Consider the following 20680-nt stretch of genomic DNA (forward strand, 5'->3'; position numbering starts at 1 on the left):
AGTATTTCTATAAATTTTTAAGAAGTTTTGTGTACTGTACCTATAGATCCTGTTTTTTGGGGTTGTAAATCGAATATAAAATCGGGGTTTATTAAGCTTTCTTCTTTTCTGTGCGACACGTATAAAATAGCGGTTTGGCTTTCTAGTGCTATTTTGTTTACAAGTTTGCAAAACAAGGCCGCATCCCTATCGTCCAGACCATTGGTTGGCTCGTCTAATATTAACAATGGCGGATGTTTAACCATGGCTCTGGCTATTAATACCAAACGTTGGTGCCCCACAGATAAGCTTAAAAAACTTTTATCTTTTATAGGATACATATTTAGCAATTTTAGCCATTGGTGCGCCAATGCTATTTGCCTTTCGTTTGGTATTTTATACAGCCCAATAGAATCGTAAAAACCAGAAACAATCATTTTTTCTATGGCCTGTAAACGCTCGAAACCTCTTAAATGCTCGGACGAAAAATAACCGATTTTTCTTTTGATGTCCCATACACTTTCCCCGCTTCCTTTTTTTATGCCAAATAAGGTAATGTCTTGGTTGTATGCTTTTGGATTATCTCCAGAAACAAGACTTAAAAGGGTGCTTTTTCCGGAGCCGTTCGGTCCTGTTAATTGCCAAAATTCGCCAGGTTTAATTTCCCAAGTTATATTGTTTACAATCGTTCGGTCGCCATAACTCACTGTAACATTTTTGAACTTTATTAGCGAATCGTATTTATTATTATTTATAGTGTATGGTTTTGGTAAACTTGGTACGAAATTTTTTGTTTCATCATTTTTTAACACTTCTGTTTTTTTACACAAAACAGGACTGTTATTTTCTAATTTAAAAGGCTGATATATAAAAGGCAATATATCTTTTTTCCTATTAGAAATTTGAATTATTGATATATTTTGGCTTAAACGTGTTAGTGTTTTTTCAATATCTTTTTGGGCTTTAGCATCTAAATTACCAAAGACATTATCTACTATAATATAATCTGGGTTTTTAGAAATAAGGTGCTGCAACAAGGCTTTTTTACGTTCGCCCTCAGAGGAGTGCAACAAACTGTTGCTTGTAGTGGTTGCCACATTGAAATTACCATGGCGCACTTCTTCGTCTATAAATTTATCTAGCGTTTTTTTTGAAAACACAGCACCTTTTAAATCAGCGCTTTTTCCTATTAAGTTTTTAGATACAATGCGCTTAATAAGCAGGTTTTTATTATCGGTGTTGGAAATATAAAAAGCTAGGTGTTCTGGCAAAAACTATGTTTTTTATAGATTAGTTTTTTAAATTTTTGGTATGGAATGCCACTAAGCCATCTATGGGCCTGCGCTCGAAATTACCAACCCTAAAACCCATTTCTTGGGCAACCTCTATAATTTCGTTTTTAGCGAAAAAGGCAATAGAACCCGCAAAATGTACAGGAACCGATTTAAGTTCTTCTTTATATTGCATAATCATATTGGTTGTAAACAAACGTATGCCTTTTTTTATAAGGTTAATTATGTATTCTGAGTCTTTGTGCAGAAACATAAACTCTGCAAAACTTGCCAAATATGCGTTGGGGTTTGGTTGCTTGTAAAGGTTGTGTTTTATGTAATCGTCTTCAACATTAAACTTGGTTTCAAAAGCGATTTTAACATTTTCTGGCATGTGGTTAAAATAATAATCTCTTATTAATTGGCGCCCGTAGTAATTGCCCGAGGCATCGTCCATAATAGAATAGCCAAGGGATTTTACACGTTTGTGCTCAATTTTGCCATCGTAGTAGCTGCAGTTAGATCCGGTGCCCAAGATACAAACTACAGCGGCTTCATCTATGCTGTTAATGGTGGCATAAACGGCAGCCATGGTGTCTTCGTTAACCTCAACTGTGGCATTTACAAATATTTCTTCCAAGATGCTTTTTAAGAGTGCAGTGGGTTTCTCTGTACCACAGCCGGCGCCGTAAAAGAATATATGCGTAACCTGTTCTCTGTTAGCTTTTAAATCTTCGTTTTTTTTAATTATTTTTTTTAGTTTTTTTTCTGGTAGTATTGCAGGATTTAATCCTTTAGTACGTATTTTTTCCAGCAATCTATTTCCGTTACTATCTACAGCAATCCAATCAGACTTTGTAGAACCACTATCAACAATTAAAATCATAAGTTAAATGTAAAAGAAATCCGCAGAATCAATAGGTTTGCAAACGATAATTCTGCGGATTAGTTAATATTTTATTTTGAACCGATATGCTGTGCTAAATCTACCAATTTAGATGAATACCCGTATTCGTTATCGTACCAGGACACTAATTTAACAAAATTATCGTTTAATGCCATACTTGCATTGGCATCAAATGTACTTGTTTTAGGTTCTGATACAAAATCTTGTGATACTACACCTTCTTCGGTATATCCTAAAATACCTTTTAATTCGTTTTCTGAGGCATCTTTTAAAGCTGCTTTTATCTCATCCCAAGAGGCGCTTTTTTCTAAACGACAGGTTAAATCTACCACAGAAACATCAACAGTTGGTACTCTAAATGCCATACCTGTTAATTTTCCGTTTAATTCTGGGATTACCTTGCCAACTGCTTTTGCAGCTCCTGTAGAAGCAGGTACGATATTATTTAATGAAGCACGACCTAGTCTGTAATCTTTTCTTGAAGGGCCATCTACAGTAAACTGTGTTGCCGTGGCTGCGTGTACGGTAGTCATTAAGCCTTCTGCAATCCCGAATTTATCGTTAATTACTTTAGCTAAAGGTGCTAGGCAGTTGGTTGTACAAGATGCGTTAGACACAATGGTATCTGCGGCAGTAATCTCGTTATGGTTAACGCCCATTACAAACATAGGTGCGTCTGCCGATGGTGCAGATATGGCTACTTTTTTAGCGCCAGCTGCAATGTGTTTTCCTGCGCCTTCTAAGGTTGTAAAAATACCTGTACAGTCTAATACAACTTCTGCTCCTACTTCGTCCCATTTTAAATCTTCTGGGTTGCGCTCGGCGGTAACTCTTATTTCGTTTCCGTTTACAAATAGGTTTCCGTTTTTGGTTTCAATGGTACCATCAAACCTACCGTGTACCGAATCATATTTTAACAAATAGGCTAAATGCTCTACGTCTAACAGGTCGTTAATTCCTACTATTTCTACATTTGGTCTTTCGGCAGCTATTCTGAAAGCTATTCTTCCAATTCTACCAAATCCGTTAATTCCAATTTTTAATTTTGACATAATATTATTATTGTATTAATGTTTAGGTGCTCATAATATCTGAGACACGCAATAATTCTAAATTTATTTTAGTTTTTCCTTTGATGGCTTTATCGAGATGGGTTAATTCCATTTTGCCGCCCAGTAAGCCCACCATGTAATTGGATTTTCCTTCTAATAACGACTCTACGGCTTTTACGCCCATTCTACTGGCCAGTACACGATCGAAACAAGATGGTGCGCCACCGCGTTGCATGTGCCCAAGTACAGAAACACGTACATCGTAACCTTCCATGTTTTCATCGACATAGTCTTTAAGTTCAAAAATATTCTTTCCAATTTTATCGCCTTCGGCCACGATAACGATGCTTGATGTTTTACCTGATTTTCTGCTTTTGTTTAAAGAATCTACCAGTCGGTCCAGGCCTAAATCTTCTTCGGGTATTAAAATCTCTTCGGCGCCACCGGCAATACCAGCGTTTAAGGCAATATGCCCTACATCGCGCCCCATAACTTCAATAAAAAACAGCCTGTTGTGCGAGCTTGCCGTATCCCGTATCTTGTCTATAGCGTCAACTACGGTGTTCAAGGCCGTATCGAAACCTAAGGTATGTGTTGTTCCGAAAATATCGTTATCAATTGTTCCTGGAATTCCTACAACCGGAAAATCGAATTCTTTATTGAGTACCATAGCCCCGGTAAACGAGCCGTCTCCACCTACTACTACCAATCCTTCAATTTCGGCTTTAACTAAATTGTTAAAGGCTTTTTGTCTGCCTTCTTTGGTTCTAAACTCCTTGGAACGGGCAGTTTTTAGTATGGTACCACCTTTATTTATAATTCCTTTTACGCTTCTGGCGTCCATGAGTTTAAAATCGCCATCTATTAAACCTTCGAAACCACGGTAAATACCGGCACATTCTATGTTATGGTATGCGCATGCTCTTACTACCGACCTAATTGCGGCGTTCATCCCCGGTGAGTCTCCACCCGAGGTTAAAACACCTATTTTTTTTATATTTTTTGGCATTAATTTTTTTATTATTACGAAGTAAAATTAGTAAACTAATATTATAATTTTATAACATATATCATATTTTAACAAAGCCCGTTAAACTATAACGATTTAGTTAATAAAAAAAAGGGGTTTTTAAATATTTAAGCTGTAAAAAGTTTAAAAACTGTTAATTATCTTTTTTTGACGGTGCAGATTTGTGGATAATAAAACTTGGAGTTGTGTTTTTTTCGGGTTCTTTTTTTGCTTTGTCTGATGTTTGATCTTTTTGGTCTGTTTGTTTTTTAAAAAGGCTTCGGATAAGTTCTTTAAAGGTATCAAAATCTACATTATACGATAGTCCAACGCCTTGGGTATATCCTATTTTTTCTCCAAAATTGCGAATGCTGTTTTCTCTATTGAACACCTTTGCGGTTAAGGTGCCTTCTTCATTCAACAAAAAGTTTATTTCTACATCGCCGGCTATTACGGTTTCGGTAGCGCCACCAATGGGCACTCCCAGTTTACCGTTAATAAGCACCTTGTCGCTAATTTTTGTTTGAATGGATGCGCTAAACCTGTCATCGGTTTTATAATCGGGCCTGTTTTCTCCAACTTCGTAATTAAAGCCAAAATCGAATTTTCCGTTTTCGCTGGAAAATATACCATTTACTATGCCATTAAGTCGTTCTGCAATGGTACCTGAGAAGTTAAGATCGTTCAAACCTCGTGAAAACGCACCTGTTGACAATAGGTACAAGGCCTGGTTTTGCCTATCGTCTATAGATTCCAACCGGTATTGAAGCTCGGATTTAATGGTTGAGCTTACATTGGGGAATTGAAACTCAAATTGCGGATCGGGTTGCTCTAAAGCCCCTGTAAGGTTAATGTTTAACTCTACCGGAATGCTTCTGTTAATGGGATTGTCTAACAAAGGTGATGGGTTTGCGTTTGTTTTGTATGTAGCAGACATGTTTATTAATGCTTTTAAGGGTTCGCCGTTCCAAGCCAAGGTACCACCGGGTTGTACGATAAATTCTTTTTGTATTAAACCTCCAAAAGCAAAGTTATAAACGCCTTCAAAAACCGCGAAATCGCCCCACATATTAAATTTTCCGTTGGTGTTTATTTCTACTAAAAGCCCGCCGCTACCACGCCCTTTTAAAGCGTGTCCGGTATTTTTATCGATAATAATTTCTACTTCGGCATCTTCGGTAATATCTAGGTCAAAATCCAATTCCAGTCCTTTTATGTCTTCTAAAAACGCTCCATTACCCTGCTCTTTTGCTAGTTTTTCTTCTTTGGTTATAAAATGTATAAACGAATTGTCGCCAAAGGATTCTGTATCGTTTAATGGTATTTTAAAAACGGTGCCTCTTTTGGTTTCGCCAATAACATTAATTCTTAGCTCTTCTGCCAGCCCTTTTATGCTTGCACTTCCGCCAATAAAACCGGTGCCGTAGTAAAGGGCCTCTTCGGTTTCTTTGGTGTCTAAAACGAGTAGCCGGTTGGTGTTTATACCTAAATCCAATCGCCATTTAGAGAGGTTTACATGGCTTAAAGCCCCGTTTAATTGCCCAATGGAATTATACTTTGTATCTGTTAATTGTAAATTTTGAAATATAAAACTTTGGTTTTTTAAGGTAACCGAAGCATTATCGTTAAAACTGTAATCTACATTTAAATACGGAATGCCAAGACCAGCACTGTTTAAATTTAGTTTTCCGTTTATATCGGGTTGTTTTATATTACCCACAATATTGGCTTTGCCAGAAACCAGTCCTCTAATATTCGATAAAATATCTTGCAATAAAGGATTTAGCGGTTGGAGGTTAAAGTCGTTAAAGGTTAAATTAACATCAATATCTGATTGTTTACCAATTACTGTTATATCGCCCACGGCACTAAAAGATTTTGAAAAATCGTTTTTAATGGTGGCATCAACTTTATATTTGGTTAAATCTTCATTACCCGTTATGGTAGCATCGAAATCGCCCAAAGGGAAATTATTGACTTTAAAATGGTCTATAATAATAGATGAATTTGGCAAATAGCTTCCGTTTTTCTGAAGGATGTCTAACTTACCATTTACATTTCCGGCGAGCGATAAACTATCGATATCTGGTGTTATTTTTGCGAGATCGACATTTTTAAAATTTAGCTTTAAATCTTTTTGTGTGGAGTCTTTTAAAAATCCCGAAAGTTTAATTTCTTCGTTGTTATGGTTTATTTTAAACTTATCGATATTAAAAGACGTAAACTTCTTGTTAAATGAAATTTTATTAAATCTGTCTTTATCTTCGTTTATGTGCCATTTATTGTTTTTAACGGTAACATCGGATTTTTTAAACCCGATTACCGACTCGGTATCTTCATTAATGGTGTGGTAAAAACTTAAATTAAATATATCTTTATTCTGCTTGCCTCCTTTAAATTCAGAGCGCATAAACAAGGTGTCGCCAACCGTTACGTTAATTAAATTGAATTTAGATACGTTGTAGTATTTGGTACTTATACTATCAACCTCGACGTAGGTGTTAAATAAGGGGTTATTGTTGTCTACTTGCAATTCTATATTACTTGCAAAATGATTTAATAATTTAATTTTTGGCGATTTAAAAGTAAGCCTAAAACCTTCTTCTTCGCTCTCTACCCGACCCCGAACAAAGGTGTTTTTACCAAGCTGTATTTCTGGAAAAAACACTTCGACAATCTTATTGTAAATCTTAAAATTAAAGTCGATATTTTGATTGGCTTGTACTTTATTAGGGTTATAATTGGTATAAATATGCCCCAAAGCGTTTTCGAACAGTTTTTTAATGTCTTTAAATACAAATTGCCCTTCTAGGCTGCCCTCGATAATATCTGGCGAATTAATTTCTATAAATCGGGTTTGCTTATCAAACCGAGAGGAAATGGCAAACTCGTCAAAATAATAGGTGTCTTTTTGATTTTTGTACGAGGTGTTTTGAAACAGCACCCTACCATAAGCATCATCGAGATTGCTGGCGTTCATGTTCATTTTTACACGGCTCACAAAAATTGAAGTGCTATCTTTTTCAATAAAGTTCAAGGCGTTTAAATTGGCGTAATCTACCTTGGCTTCAAAATCGTATTTCTTCATCATTTCAGAAAAATCCACCAATCCGTTAAAATTTAGCTGTAGGTTTTTATCGTTTACTATTAAATTACCATCGAATATTTTGTTTTTAACGTTGCCGGCAACATCAATTTTACTGTAATTATAATTGTTGTATATTATGTTAAACACATCGCCTTCCAGCTGTGTATCAATGGTTTCGGCAACAAAACCTGTGCCGTTTACATTTAAATCCAGAGATGTTAGCCCTACTTTTGGCTCGTCAATTAAAATACCTAAATCAAAATCTTTAAAAATTATTTTTCCTTTGTACGATGCGTTATCAATATCGTTTATTTTTTTTATTTCTAGCTTAGAATCAACAAAACCCAATTCGGTATCAATTTCAATATCTGCGTTAATGGTTGAAGCCGTTATTTGGGATTGCCCAACAATTTTAAACTTGCCCAATCTATCAAAAGACGACGGGATAGCGGCACCTAACACATTGGGCAACAAGGCAGTTAAATCGTTATAGGTTGAAGACAGGTTTCTAAACTTCCCGTTCATGTAAAAATCGCCTTCTTCTTTACTAAACAGGTTTTTAAAGCTTATATCGCCGTAAATTTTAGTGTTTCGGCTACTGGTTAACCTTAATTTTGTAGTTTGCAAATTGTTTAAAGTACCCGATAAATCTACACTAAATTGGGCGTATTGGTTGTTGCCAAACTCGTTATAAAAGGTATTTAATTCGTTAAGTAAAACATTGGAGTCTTTAAAGCTTGCAGTAACCAAAACCTTATCTTCAAAAAACTGTAAATCTTCTCTGTTGTACGAAAATTTTAAATTGCCTTTTAATTCTGAATTTGGCGTTTTTATTTTTAAATTATCAAAGGTCATATTGGTTAGGGTATAGCTAAAATTAGTCATTAGGTTTTTAACCTCAACACCTCTACTGTCTTTAAAAGCAAGTTTGTTAATTCTGGCACTTACATCGCTTCCGTTAATTAAAAAATTGGTGGCGTTTATGTTTAGGCTTTCAAAATCCAACCGTTTTGGAGTCTCCCTATTTTCGTCTAACAATTTAAAATGCCCGTTATATATGGAAACATCGCTTGAGGATAGCAAAAAACTACTTTTACCTTGCCTTGGGTTGTTATCATCAAACTTTGCCACAAAAATATCCAAATTGGTATCGGTAGTATCTTTGTAGGTTTTAATGTTAAAAACCAAATCGATAATATCTATATCGCCAAAAACCAACTTACCGCTGTACAGATTTTTAAAACTTAAAATAGAGGTATTAAGTTCGGCAATATTTATAAGTGTATCTTGTTTGTAGTCTTCAATATAAATATTTTTTAGCTCGACATCGCCATTAAACTGCAATCCAACCCTATCTATATTTATATTTGTGCCAAACTCGCTATTTAGCTTTTTAGTAGCATAATTACCCAAACTAGTTTGAACAAACGGAATAGAAAGCACCAACACCAAAATGATGAAGAGCAGCACAAAAATGCCAGCTATTTTTGATATTATTTTTAGTACTTTTTTGATAGCGGTTAAAGGTATTATTTTATTAAGAATAAATTACATTTGTAATTACGAATATTTACATATAGCTAGATGTTTTACATAAAACCATACTGGCCATATTTAAGTCTCGATTATAGAGTCAAAATTAACAATTATTGTGCCTAATTTTTTTTATGTCTTCACAAAATATTTATATACTGGGAATTGAATCTTCTTGCGACGATACTGCTGCTTCTGTAATACACAACGGCAAAATTTTAAGCAATGTTGTGGCTAACCAAAAAATACACGAAGCTTATGGTGGCGTGGTACCAGAATTGGCATCGCGTGCGCATCAACAAAACATAGTTCCTGTGGTGCACCAAGCGCTGCAAAAAGCTAATATTACTAAAGACAAACTTAACGCTGTGGCGTTTACACGCGGTCCGGGTTTAATGGGTTCGCTGTTGGTGGGCACATCGTTTGCAAAATCTTTGGCTTACGGATTAAATATTCCGTTAATTGATGTAAACCACATGCAAGCCCATATTTTGGCCCATTTTATTGATGAAGAAGGCTTTGAAAAACCACCCTTTCCGTTTTTAGCTATGACTATTTCTGGCGGACACACACAAATTGTAAAAGTGGATAGTTATTTTGATATGACGGTTATTGGCGAAACCATTGACGATGCCGTTGGCGAAGCCTTTGATAAAAGCGGAAAAATTTTAGGCTTGGGTTACCCAGCGGGACCGGAAATTGACAAGCGTGCAAAACAAGGAAACCCCAAAGCATTCCAGTTTACAAAGCCAAAAGTTGATGGTTTAAACTTTAGTTTTTCGGGTTTAAAAACGGCTATTTTGTATTTTATTCAACGGGAAGTGAAAGCTAATCCTAATTTTATTGAAGAAAACTTAAACGATATTTGCGCCTCCATTCAATACACCATTATTGGTATTTTAATTGATAAATTAAAGCTCGCATCGAAACAAACCAGTATAAAACACATTGCCATTGGCGGTGGTGTTTCGGCAAATTCCGGAATACGACAAGCTTTAAAAGATGGTGAGCAAAAATTTGGCTGGACAACTTATGTGCCTAAATTTGAATTTACCACCGATAACGCTGCTATGATTGCTATTGTTGGCTATTTAAAATATTTAGAAGGGGATTTTGCTGAACAGAGCGTTATGGCTTCGGCTCGCTTAAAGATATAGGTTTTGCTACGAATACACAAATTGTCCACTCACTAATTTTTTAACAAAAAACATTAGTGAATTCGTGGCAAAAACATAATTATTTTATCTTCGCTCTATGCAACTCTTCTACAATCCAGAAATTATCGAAAACACCGCACAATTCACTTTTACAAAGGAAGAAAGTAGGCATATTATAAAAGTGCTAAGAAAAAACACTGGCGACACTTTGCATATTACAAACGGAAATGGTTGGTTGTTTACTGCCAAAATTACCATTCCAAACATCAATAAATGTGTGGCAACGGTTGTTTCTAAAACCCAACAACCCCAACGAAATTACCATTTACATTTGGCCGTTGCACCAACAAAAATGAACGACCGCTACGAATGGTTTTTAGAAAAAGCCACCGAAATTGGTATTGATAGCATTACACCCATTATTTGCGACCACAGCGAACGCAAAGTGATAAAACCAGAACGTTACGAAAAGATTTTGCAATCGGCCATGAAACAATCTTTAAGTTGTTATTTACCAAAACTAAATGAAGCTATACCTTTTAAAAACTTTATAAAACAAGAATTTAAAAGCGATTTATTTATAGCACATTGTGAGCAAACCGATAGAAAATCTTTAAAACAACTCCTAAAACCCGAAAAAGACATTACCATTTTAATAGGACCCGAGGGCGACTTTTCTGTTAAAGAAATCGAGCAAGCGCTTCAAAATAAATTTAAACCTGTAACTTTGGGAAACACCAGATTACGAACAGAAACGGCTGCAATTGTTGCGTGTCATTCTGTGGCATTTACAAACGAATAATTTAACATGAAATTATTTTACACTTTTATCTTTTCACTTTTAACTTTTAGTTTATGCGCTCAAGATTTAGCCATATTAAAATACAAAGGTGGCGGCGATTGGTACGGAAACCCAACGGCATTGCCCAACCTTATTAAATTTTGCAACGCCAACATCAACACTAAAATAAACCCAAAGCCACAAACCGTAGAAGTTGGTAGCACAGATATTTTTCAATATCCGTTTTTGCACATGACCGGACACGGCAATGTGTTTTTTAGTGAAACCGATGCTGAAAACCTGCGCAACTATTTAATCTCTGGCGGTTTTTTACATATCGACGATAATTACGGTATGCAACCTTATATTGCTGAAGCATTAAAAAAGGTGTTTCCAAATCAAGAATTAGTAGAATTGCCATCAACTCACAACATATTTAATACCATTTATAAGTTCCCAAAAGGTTTACCTAAAATACATGAACACGATGGCAAACGACCACAAGCATTCGGTATTTTCAATAAAGATAGATTGGTTTTATTATTTACTTACGAAAGCGATTTAGGCGATGGTTGGGAAGATGCCGAGGTACACAACGATCCGCCCGAAGTTAGAGAAAAAGCACTAAAAATGGGAGCAAATATTATTAAATATGCTTTTGAGAATTAAACCGCCTCGAATTCACAAATGTTTATGAAAGATTTATTGTTAACTTTTATTGAATTCTTTTTTGAAAATGATTCTAATAAAGATTATACCTTTAAGGAATTACTGATAGTAATATTAAAAGTTATTATATTTCTTCTTATAATATCAATTATACTATATTGTCTTTTAAACAGTAAAGAAGCAATTACTATTTCAGATTAATACTTTTGATTTCGGAATAAAAACAACTAAACGATAAACGACTTAACAAATAAACAACAGATTGCAACTCACCCACTACACCACCAACTTTACAAAACAAAAATTCCCAATAACATTGGTTTGCGATAATGTAACCAATGCTCCAAACATTGGAAGTTTATTTAGAATTGCTGATGCTTTTGGTATTGAAAAACTAATACTCTGTGGCGAACATATTCCGCTTGGTAGAAAAATAACAAAAACCTCAAGAGCTACCGAAAAAGTGGTGGATTTCGAGATTGCCGAATCTGCTTCAAAAGTTATTGAAAACTTAAAAAACGAAAAACATCAAATCATTTCATTGGAAATTACAGAGACGAGCAAATCCATTCATACTTTTAAATTTTCAAACAAAAACCCCATAGCTTTAGTTATTGGCGACGAAAATTTTGGGGTATCCGAAGCTATTCTAAAAATTTCAGATGCTATCATACACATTGATATGTTTGGGCAAAACAGTAGCATGAATGTGGTACAAGCTACCAATATTACACTTTATGAAATAACGAAGCAATTATTATAAAATTCTTCTAACCTCAGTCTTCGCGCTTCCAACTTCAATGATTATATTTACTACATGAATTCCAACACCATATCAAACGGTATTTTAAAAGCTATAGCCATTATTGTGGGCATAGCGGTATTGTTATACTTTTTGTACCAAATACAATCCGTTATTGTTTATGTGGCCATTGCCGCGGTAATCTCTTTAATTGGCAGACCCATTGTGTTGTTTTTACAACAGAGGTTAAAGTTTAAAAACACCATTGCTGTAATAGTTACCATGGCTATTTTAGTTGGGCTTTTTCTGGGTTTAGTTAGTTTGTTTATCCCTTTAATTATTGAACAAGGGCAAAACTTATCGCTTTTAAACATTGAGCAGCTTCAGGGCAAGGTAGAAGATTTATACAGAGAAATTATTGCGTATTTTGAATTAAACCAGATAGATATCGAGCAATCTATTAAAAACTCAAACCTTCTATCTAAAATCGATTATTCTCTAATCCCCAACTTTTTAAACGCAGTAGTTAGTGGTTTGGGCACTTTTAGCATAGGCCTATTTTCGGTACTGTTTATCTCATTTTTCTTTTTAAAAGACAGCAAATTGTTCGAAAACGGCATGCTTACCTTTATTCCAGATAATAAAGAATCGCGTTGGAAAAACTCATCAACAAAAATAAAAGATTTACTTTCCAGGTATTTTGTGGGTCTTATTTTTCAAATCCTAATCCTTTTTATAATTTACACCATCGGGCTTTTAATTATTGGTGTTGAAAACGCCATAGTTATTGCATTTTTATGTGCATTGCTAAATTTAATACCCTATGTTGGCCCGCTAATTGGTGGCTTTTTAATGATAACTTTAACCATGACAAGCAACCTTGGCGGATCGTTTAGCGCTATTATTTTGCCAAAAACCATGTGGGTACTTATTGTGTTTTTAATTGGGCAATTGATAGATAATTTTGGAAGCCAACCCATTATATTCTCAAAAAGCGTAAAATCGCATCCGCTGGAAATATTTTTAATCATTTTAATTACAGGCATTCTTTTTGGCGTTATTGGTTTAATAATTGCGGTACCAGCTTATACGGCTATAAAAGTGATTTTAAAGGAGTTTTTATCTGAAAACAAAATTGTAAAAAAACTCACTAAAGGCTTATAATTTTTGTTGAAATATTCTATTTTAAATACTGATATTCAAAAGTTTATAAATGAAAATTTACAGGCTGATATTTCAAAATTACTTTTAAAAGGAATAGCGTTTGATGCGGTTGAAACTAAAGACATCATTGAACAGATTGAAGCTAAAAAACGCTGCGAAAAAAAATTACCAACCTGGTTTGATACTAAAAATATTTACTACCCAAATAAGCTTAATATTGAGCAAACCTCTTCTGAAATTACAGCAAATTACAAGTCGCATTTAATTAAAGGTAAATCTATTGTAGATTTAACCGGTGGTTTCGGGGTAGATTGCTTCTACTTTTCAAAACACTTTAAAACGGTTGAACATTGTGAGATAAACGATACGCTTTCAGAAATTGTAAAACACAATTACGCACAATTACATATTCAAAATATCAACACAAATAATATTGAAGGTATTAACTATTTAAAAGCAACCAACAAAACATTCGATTGGATTTACATAGACCCTTCAAGGCGGCACGATAGCAAAGGCAAAGTCTTTTTTTTAAACGATTGCCTGCCCAATGTACCAGAGCATCTCGATTTGCTTTTTAAGCATTCACAAAATATACTAATGAAAACCTCGCCGCTACTGGATTTTTCCGTGGGAATTAACGAATTGAAGCATGTAAAAACCATTCACGTCGTGGCCGTAAACAACGAAGTAAAAGAATTGCTATGGATTTTAAAACGCGGTTATTCAGAAAAAATTTCAATTAAAACGGTAAACATAAAAAAGATCCAAAACGAGCATTTCAACTTTTTTCTAGAAGAAGAAAAACACGCGCCATCCCATTACAATAAACCGCTCAGCTATTTGTACGAGCCCAATACGGCTATATTAAAAGCGGGTGGTTTTCGTTCTATTTCAAATCAAATAATGCTGTTTAAACTGCATAAGCACTCGCATTTATACACCGGGGAACAACTTGTAGATTTTCCCGGAAGATGTTTTGAAATTGAAAAGGTTTTACCTTTCAATAAAAAGGCATTAAAAAAAGAAGGTATTAAAAAAGCCAATATTACTACCCGAAATTTCCCTGAAACAGTGCAACAAATCAGAAAAAAATTCAGCATTAAAGACGGTGGCAACTTGTACCTGTTTTTTACAACAGATTTTAAGGATGGTAAAATTGTTGTTATCTGCAGCAAAATCAACTAAAAAACTTTAGCTACTCTACACATCTAAGCTTTTCTATAAAAAAAGTTCGGTAATTTATATCGGCGACTGTTTTTGTGTCTTTTGTACCTCTAAAATAAATGGATTTTATGGCAGATTGCTTTAATTTTTGAATTTGCGAAACTGATAATCGGCCTTTAAAATTAAAGTCATCGCAATCTATATTCCAGGAATGGTACAGGGTTACTACCTGGTTGTTTTCAAGCTGAATTCTTACCGAAGACCTGTTTCGCGATAGGTAACTGGCACATCCCAAATTTTCAGAAAGGTTAAGAAACACATAGGTTTTATTGCCTTGTTTATATAACTCGGCAGTTAGATTGTTATTCAATTTGTAAAGCTCAGTCCTAATTAATTGCTCTTTGTAAAACGCATCGTATTCATTAATAAGGTATCTACAGATCTTTGATATATTGGATTTTTCTGAATTGATTTTTTGGGTTTCTTTAATTTTAGCGATAGAATCCAACAACCTTTGGGCTTTCTGTTCGGCCTGTTTTAACAACAAGGCTTCTGTTGCCAAACGCTGATTTTCTGCTGCTTCGGCTTTGGCAACGGAATCGCGTTGGCGCTGTGCTTTTTCTTCAGCCTGTTTAAGTTGTAATTCCTGTGCTTCCAAGCGTAGCTTTTCTGCTGCTTCGACCTTGGCTATGGAGTCTTCTATCCTAAGCGCCCGTAAAGCAGCCTGTTTGCGCATTAACTCTTGTGCCTCCAAACGTTGTTTTTCTAATGCTTCGGCTTTGGCTATAGAATCGCGTTGCCGTTGTGCTTTTTCTTCGGCCTGTTTAAGTTGTAATTCCTGTGCTTCCAAGCGTAGCTTTTCTGCTGCTTCGACCTTGGCTATGGAGTCTTCTATCCTAAGCGCCCGTAAAGCAGCCTTTTTACGCTCAAACTCTTGTACGGCCAAACGCTGTTTTTCTGCTGCTTCGGCTTTGGCTATAGAATCGCGTTGGCGTTTAGCTTTTTCTTCGGCCTGTTTGCGCATTAACTCTTGTGCCTCCAAACGCTGTTTTTCTGCTGCTTCGGCTTTGGCAACGGAATCGCGTTGGCGTTTAGCTTTTTCTTCGGCCTGTTTGCGCATTAACTCTTGCGCCTCCAAACGTTGTTTTTCTAATGCTTCGGCTTTGGCAACGGAATCGCGTTGCCGTTTTGCTTTTTCTTCGGCCTGTTTGCGCATTAACTCTTGTGCCTCCAAACGTTGTTTTTCTAATGCTTCGGCTTTGGCTATAGAATCGCGTTGGCGTTTAGCTTTTTCTTCGGCCTGTTTGCGCAATAACTCTTGTGCCTCCAAACGCTGTTTTTCTAATGCTTCGGCTTTGGCTATAGAATCGCGTTGGCGTTTAGCTTTTTCTTCGGCCTGTTTGCGCAATAACTCTTGTGCCTCCAAACGCTGTTTTTCTGCTGCTTCGGCTTTGGCAACGGAATCGCGTTGGCGTTTAGCTTTTTCTTCGGCCTGTTTGCGCAATAACTCTTGTGCCTCCAAACGCTGTTTTTCTGCTGCTTCGGCTTTGGCTATAGAATCGCGTTGGCGTTTAGCTTTTTCCTCTGGACTATTCCTTATTATTTCTTGTAATTTTTTCTTCCTATTTTCCCGTTCTTCAATAAGCTTTTTTCTTGCTTTATCTTGAAAATCATAATATAAATCCATCATTTCTTCGTTAATAACCAAGAATTCAGAATTTATAACCCCAATCCATTCTTTGTATTTTACTTTGTAATTGTCTTTTCCTAAATAACTAATAACAATGCAGTTTTCGTTCTTTTTAAACTGAGCTAATGGTTTAGGAGATTCGTTTAAACTATCGTACAAGGTGCCGTTTTCAGTAAATTTCGTAGCAATTGAAGCCTCTTGGGAGAAGATGCTATGCGACAATACGATATAGATAAGTAGGCAAAGGTTTTTCATGATATTATAGTGCTAAACTAATAAATAATATAACCAATAAGCAAATATTTTTAAAAAACAAAAAAGCTTCACTAAAAATAGTGAAGCTTTTTGTGAGCCCTGAAGGATTCGAACCTTCGACCGCCTCCTTAGAAGGGAGGTGCTCTATCCAGCTGAGCTAAGAGCCCGTAGTTTTTGAATTTCTACGAAAAAACCGCGAGAATGTTAAACTGGGCAACATTCACTTAATATTTAAAAATCAAAAAAAGTTTCATTTAATTACAAAATTCTGATAATTGAACGAGTAACTTATTTGATAAGAACTTTAAAATAATTCTACTTTTTTTAAAAGTGATGCAAATATAATATGGTATTAATTATTATACAAGGTAAATAATAGAAATTTTAATTTTTACACCTGCTAAGCTAAATGCAAAACGAAAGTTGGGTTTTAAATTATTAAGAGTTTACAATTTATTTGTAAGACCAATACTAATCTTAATTATTAAGTCTGATTTTTACTCTACAAGTTCTAATCCATCTGGGACTCTTGCTGTGCCAATGGAACTAACCAGCTTTAATGATTGCATATCTAATACTTCTACTTTATCTGCATTAGAATTGGATATAAACGCAAATTGTCCGTTTGGGTGCATCAATACATCAACAGGCCGCGGGGTAGGGTAAAGAAATCTTTCCATATAGCCTTTTTTACCGCGAATATGTATTGTTTTTATTTGTTTTTTAGAGTATCTGTTGTAAACAGAAATAGTGCCGTCTCCAGTATTTGTTACTAAGCAGTGTTTACCATCTATTGAAAATTTTAACCTTAAAGATTCTTTTCCTGTTGGCATTGTATTGGTTATTTGGTGTGTTTCTGTATTAATAACATGTATAGAGTTTTCTATGTTATTGGTTACCCAAACTTCTAATCCATCGGGTGTAATATCTATGCCTTCTGTACCTATACCACAGGTAATAGTTTTAATGACTTGATCTTTTTCAATATTGATAACGCTTATAGAATTCGACCTACTATTTGTAACGTAAGCCAAGGGTTTATTGGGGTGAAGTACTAAAAGATAGCTGGCTAGTTCTTGGCTTGGTGTTTTATTTTTAAGCAATCTTCTTACTGCATCAAGAGCTAATAAATTATTTTCTGAATTGGTAATATTTACAACTTTATTGTGTTTAGGTAAAGTACTATTGCCATGAGGAGATGTATTTGTTGTAAATTCAATATTTTTTTCTAGGTTGTTGGTTTTCGTGTTAATAATAGATAGATTTTTGCCTATGGTATTATTGGGCCCATAATTTGTAATAACAACTTTGTTTTGGTTTTTTAAAGCTGTGAGTTTATACGGCACAATGCTTAGAGGTATTTCGGTAAGCTCTGTTCCTGTAAATAAATCAAAAACCGTAATACTACTACTAACTTTGTTAACTATATACAGTTGTCCGTTGGTTTGTATGTTATATGCAGGTTTTCTATGCATAAAAAGGGTTAAACTTACAACAAGCAAACACAATACTATAAATAATGCAATTAACTTTATTATTTTCATAATTATTTTAATTACTGCTAGTATTAGCACATAAGCTAATACGTATTACAATAGGCAGAATAGTTAGGTGTGGTTTTGGGTTTATACCAATTTAATCATGTAATGACGCATCCAAACGCGTTCAATTTTTGCTTTATTTCCCTGCTCTTATTTTCTACAACTTGTAAACCAATGGCAGCGTCATAGAACAAAAAAAAGCTACTTGGTTTTCTGTACGACTTTACAAAATTAAATTGGTCTTATTAGTTTATGTGGCTCGTTGGGCACGTTCCCAGTTTACAGATTGCGTTTTTTTCATATATCTAAAGAAACCTAGTACAACTGATAAATTCATAATAAAAAAGTAATAAGGAACAAATAGAATTTTTATGCTTGTAGATCTGTTTTCTAAAAACCAACCTACTAACGCTGCAATGTAAAAGAGGGTTTGTAACCAAAATAATGTTGAATACAGACCAAACTCTAAAAGCCCTTCGTTAATTGCCAACACAAACAATAAGGGTATTAATATGAGTAAACAAAGCGGAGTTAAAGTCCAGCGCAATACACGATGTGAAATGTATTGAAATGAAAGCGTGCCATATTTAAAAATATTAAGTAAAGCACTTAATCTTACAACAGATTGAATGCCACCTGCCGAGATTCGTATTTTGCGTTTTAATTCTTCTTTTACGTTGGCCGATGCAGTTTCAATAGCATAAGCTTCTGGGTCGTATTGAATGGTGTATCCGTCTTGAGCTACTCGTAAAGAAATCATAAAATCATCTAAAAGTGTATCTTGTTCCACATGGCGGTATAATGAGGTTCTAATAGCAAATAATTCTCCTGCAGCGCCAACAACAGAATACAGTTCGGCATCCCATTTTTTTAATGCAGATTCGTATTTCCAGTACAATCCTTCGCCAGCACCAGATGCAACATCAGCTGTTTTATCAATAATTCTTTTTTCGCCAGAAACACACCCCACAGAAGGCATTGAAAATAGGTTAACAATGCGCCTAACAGATTCCTTTCCTAGCTGTGTATTTGCATCACTAAAAATAACTATTGGAGTTTTTACAAATTGCATACCCCTATTCATTGCGCCAATTTTACCATTTCTTTCATCTAAATGATAAACTTTGGTATTTGGGTATTTTTTTAGTAATTCTGGGGTACCATCATCAGAGCCATCTGTAACCCAAACAATGTTTAATTTTTCTTTAGGATACTCTAATTCTAACGAATTTTTCATTTTTGCTTCTACATAATCTTTTTCATTATAAGCGGCAATAAATAGCGTAACTTCGGGTTCGAAAGCAGGGTCTATCTCTACTTTTTTACCCATGTTGAATAGTCTTCGAATTTTAATTATTAGGTATAATAATATGCCATAGCCTACATAGGTGTAAACAATAACAAATAGTAATATCCAAAAAATGGTTTCTAATATTAGCATAATAAGTAGGTTTTAATTTTTTTTATGTCAATGATTTTTCTTGAGCTTTATCTTTATAAAATTGCTCTAGTATCTGCCCAAACTCTTTGGCTCTCCCATCCCAAGAATTTTGTTTGGCAAACGCTATTCTTTCTTTAATTAATGACTTGTTATCGTTTTTTAAAACATTAATTATATGTTGTTTAAATTGATCTTTAGTATCTGCTACGTTTACAATATTTTCAAAATCTGTTAAATTGGCAAATGCGCTCATAACTACTGGGACTCCAACGGCTAGATATTCGTTAATTTTTAGCGGATAAATATTTTTATTTACCTCATTCATTAAATAAGGTATAATCCCTAAGTCGTATTTAGCTAATAATTTTGGAACCTCATTCGCTTTTATTGGTCCAAAAAACGAGACATTCGGATATTTTGATAAACGCTCTACAATAGCTTTATTTAATAGGTAACCAGTAAATTCGAATGTTACATTAGGTAATTCTTTAACAGCGTGCTCAACCATATCGATGTCGAATCGCTGGTCTAAGGTTCCTATGTAGCCTATCTTTTTTGTGTTTGTATGTTTTGAAACTGTAGTTTTAGCAAAAGGAGCAAACAAATCGTAATCAACACCATTTTTTACAACAAAGCTATTTTTATTGAATATTTTCTTTTCTGAATTTAAAAAATCTGAAGTCGTAATAATACCATCAACTTTAGTACAAAATTCTTTTTCGATATTAAAAATTCTAGATTTATGCCGTCTAGTATCCATGCCATCATAACAGTAATAAACATTTAGAAATTCTTTAAGTTGACCAATCATGGGTAAGCCATACATAGGATTGTATGCCGTTAAGATGATGGGGTTTGTTAAAGATTGTTTTTTTATAACTTTTAATAGTTGGCGTTTGTACAAATACGTATTAATTCCAAATAGGGTTTTAAATATCGATTTATTTTCAATAAAATCTATGGGGAGAACAGGTGGCATTACCAGGTGTTTAACAACTGCGCCATTTTCGGTTTTTTCGTCTTTTAAACGGTTTTTTAAACCCAACATTCTAGAAACTTGAGCTTTCTGTTTACCTAACAAGCTCATAACAACGTCTTTTAAAGTAAACGGGTACTCAACAAAAACAATTTTATTATGTTCGGCTAAAAGAGACAACAATTGTACCGTAGATTTAGTAAATTCTCCGTGCCATGTTGTTTGAGATATACAGATTATGTTTTTACCTTTCATCAT

At 34.7% G+C, this 20680-nt stretch carries 15 protein-coding genes and 1 tRNA gene; 6 read left to right on the forward strand and 10 right to left on the reverse strand.

Annotated features, from left to right (window positions below):
- Nucleotides 1-17: 17 nt before the first annotated feature.
- The 5 genes from ACFSQS_RS04995 to ACFSQS_RS05015 form a co-directional block, all read right to left on the reverse strand.
- Entirely contained in the window at nucleotides 18-1250 is a 1233-nt protein-coding gene (locus tag ACFSQS_RS04995; RefSeq protein WP_388015022.1) for an ATP-binding cassette domain-containing protein, read from the reverse strand.
- A gap of 19 nt (nucleotides 1251-1269) precedes the next feature.
- Nucleotides 1270-2136 (reverse strand): BadF/BadG/BcrA/BcrD ATPase family protein, encoded by an 867-nt coding sequence (locus tag ACFSQS_RS05000; protein WP_388015025.1) that lies wholly within the window; start codon nucleotides 2134-2136, stop codon nucleotides 1270-1272.
- A 71-nt stretch (nucleotides 2137-2207) separates the two neighbouring features.
- Nucleotides 2208-3209 (reverse strand): type I glyceraldehyde-3-phosphate dehydrogenase, encoded by a 1002-nt coding sequence (gap, locus tag ACFSQS_RS05005; protein ID WP_388015028.1) that lies wholly within the window; start codon nucleotides 3207-3209, stop codon nucleotides 2208-2210.
- Nucleotides 3210-3231: 22 nt separating this feature from the next.
- Nucleotides 3232-4218, reverse strand: coding sequence for a 6-phosphofructokinase (gene pfkA / locus ACFSQS_RS05010; protein WP_388015031.1), 987 nt, complete (start codon nucleotides 4216-4218; stop codon nucleotides 3232-3234).
- A gap of 154 nt (nucleotides 4219-4372) precedes the next feature.
- Nucleotides 4373-8776, reverse strand: coding sequence for a translocation/assembly module TamB domain-containing protein (locus tag ACFSQS_RS05015; protein ID WP_388015034.1), 4404 nt, complete (start codon nucleotides 8774-8776; stop codon nucleotides 4373-4375).
- 197 nt (nucleotides 8777-8973) lie between these two features.
- Here ACFSQS_RS05015 and tsaD point away from each other — a divergent pair, with 197 nt between their 5' ends.
- The 6 genes from tsaD to ACFSQS_RS05045 all read left to right on the forward strand — a co-directional run bounded on the left by tsaD (nucleotide 8974) and on the right by ACFSQS_RS05045 (nucleotide 14540).
- Nucleotides 8974-9996, forward strand: a complete 1023-nt coding sequence (tsaD, locus tag ACFSQS_RS05020) for a tRNA (adenosine(37)-N6)-threonylcarbamoyltransferase complex transferase subunit TsaD (RefSeq protein WP_388015037.1) — start codon at nucleotides 8974-8976, stop codon at nucleotides 9994-9996.
- Nucleotides 9997-10093: 97 nt separating this feature from the next.
- Nucleotides 10094-10798 carry a 16S rRNA (uracil(1498)-N(3))-methyltransferase gene (locus ACFSQS_RS05025; protein ID WP_388015040.1) on the forward strand — a complete coding sequence of 235 codons (705 nt, stop codon included), beginning with the start codon at nucleotides 10094-10096 and terminating at the stop codon, nucleotides 10796-10798.
- A gap of 6 nt (nucleotides 10799-10804) precedes the next feature.
- A complete protein-coding gene (locus tag ACFSQS_RS05030) occupies nucleotides 10805-11446 on the forward strand; it encodes a DUF4159 domain-containing protein (RefSeq protein ID WP_388015043.1) in 642 nt (213 codons plus the stop codon).
- A 262-nt stretch (nucleotides 11447-11708) separates the two neighbouring features.
- Nucleotides 11709-12209, forward strand: a complete 501-nt coding sequence (locus tag ACFSQS_RS05035; protein WP_388015046.1) for a TrmH family RNA methyltransferase — start codon at nucleotides 11709-11711, stop codon at nucleotides 12207-12209.
- Nucleotides 12210-12263: 54 nt separating this feature from the next.
- Complete coding sequence (locus ACFSQS_RS05040; RefSeq protein ID WP_388015049.1) at nucleotides 12264-13352, forward strand: AI-2E family transporter; 1089 nt, start codon at nucleotides 12264-12266, stop codon at nucleotides 13350-13352.
- A 6-nt stretch (nucleotides 13353-13358) separates the two neighbouring features.
- On the forward strand, nucleotides 13359-14540 hold the full coding sequence (locus ACFSQS_RS05045) for a THUMP-like domain-containing protein (RefSeq protein ID WP_388015052.1): 1182 nt from the start codon (nucleotides 13359-13361) through the stop codon (nucleotides 14538-14540).
- Nucleotides 14541-14550: 10 nt separating this feature from the next.
- Here ACFSQS_RS05045 and ACFSQS_RS05050 read toward each other — a convergent pair whose 3' ends face one another.
- The 5 genes from ACFSQS_RS05050 to ACFSQS_RS05070 all read right to left on the reverse strand — a co-directional run bounded on the left by ACFSQS_RS05050 (nucleotide 14551) and on the right by ACFSQS_RS05070 (nucleotide 20680).
- The gene (locus ACFSQS_RS05050) at nucleotides 14551-16464 is read right to left on the reverse strand and encodes a hypothetical protein (RefSeq protein WP_388015055.1); all 1914 of its coding nucleotides are present in this window, start codon (nucleotides 16462-16464) and stop codon (nucleotides 14551-14553) included.
- 93 nt (nucleotides 16465-16557) lie between these two features.
- A tRNA-Arg gene (locus ACFSQS_RS05055) sits at nucleotides 16558-16631 on the reverse strand.
- A 330-nt stretch (nucleotides 16632-16961) separates the two neighbouring features.
- Nucleotides 16962-18008: a YncE family protein gene (locus tag ACFSQS_RS05060; RefSeq protein ID WP_388015058.1), complete on the reverse strand. Its 1047-nt coding sequence runs from the start codon at nucleotides 18006-18008 to the stop codon at nucleotides 16962-16964.
- Nucleotides 18009-18255: 247 nt separating this feature from the next.
- Nucleotides 18256-19446, reverse strand: a complete 1191-nt coding sequence (locus tag ACFSQS_RS05065) for a glycosyltransferase family 2 protein (protein ID WP_388015061.1) — start codon at nucleotides 19444-19446, stop codon at nucleotides 18256-18258.
- A gap of 22 nt (nucleotides 19447-19468) precedes the next feature.
- Nucleotides 19469-20680, reverse strand: coding sequence for a glycosyltransferase (locus ACFSQS_RS05070; protein ID WP_388015064.1), 1212 nt, complete (start codon nucleotides 20678-20680; stop codon nucleotides 19469-19471).

This window comes from Gelatiniphilus marinus, from assembly GCF_042684345.1.
Classification (GTDB): Bacteria; Bacteroidota; Bacteroidia; order Flavobacteriales; family Flavobacteriaceae; genus Gelatiniphilus; species Gelatiniphilus marinus.

Excerpts from the sequence above, each read along its gene's own strand:
- ACFSQS_RS05000 (WP_388015025.1), bottom strand. The coding sequence starts at position 2,136 with ATGATTTTAATTGTTGATAGTGGTTCTACAAAGTCTGATTGGATTGCT.
- ACFSQS_RS05030 (WP_388015043.1), top strand. The coding sequence starts at position 10,805 with ATGAAATTATTTTACACTTTTATCTTTTCACTTTTAACTTTTAGTTTA.
- ACFSQS_RS05060 (WP_388015058.1), bottom strand. The coding sequence starts at position 18,008 with ATGAAAATAATAAAGTTAATTGCATTATTTATAGTATTGTGTTTGCTT.
- tsaD (WP_388015037.1), top strand. The coding sequence starts at position 8,974 with ATGTCTTCACAAAATATTTATATACTGGGAATTGAATCTTCTTGCGAC.
- ACFSQS_RS05040 (WP_388015049.1), top strand. The coding sequence starts at position 12,264 with ATGAATTCCAACACCATATCAAACGGTATTTTAAAAGCTATAGCCATT.
- ACFSQS_RS05050 (WP_388015055.1), bottom strand. The coding sequence starts at position 16,464 with ATGAAAAACCTTTGCCTACTTATCTATATCGTATTGTCGCATAGCATC.
- ACFSQS_RS05065 (WP_388015061.1), bottom strand. The coding sequence starts at position 19,446 with ATGCTAATATTAGAAACCATTTTTTGGATATTACTATTTGTTATTGTT.
- ACFSQS_RS05025 (WP_388015040.1), top strand. The coding sequence starts at position 10,094 with ATGCAACTCTTCTACAATCCAGAAATTATCGAAAACACCGCACAATTC.
- gap (WP_388015028.1), bottom strand. The coding sequence starts at position 3,209 with ATGTCAAAATTAAAAATTGGAATTAACGGATTTGGTAGAATTGGAAGA.
- ACFSQS_RS05070 (WP_388015064.1), bottom strand. The coding sequence starts at position 20,680 with ATGATGAAAGGTAAAAACATAATCTGTATATCTCAAACAACATGGCAC.
- pfkA (WP_388015031.1), bottom strand. The coding sequence starts at position 4,218 with ATGCCAAAAAATATAAAAAAAATAGGTGTTTTAACCTCGGGTGGAGAC.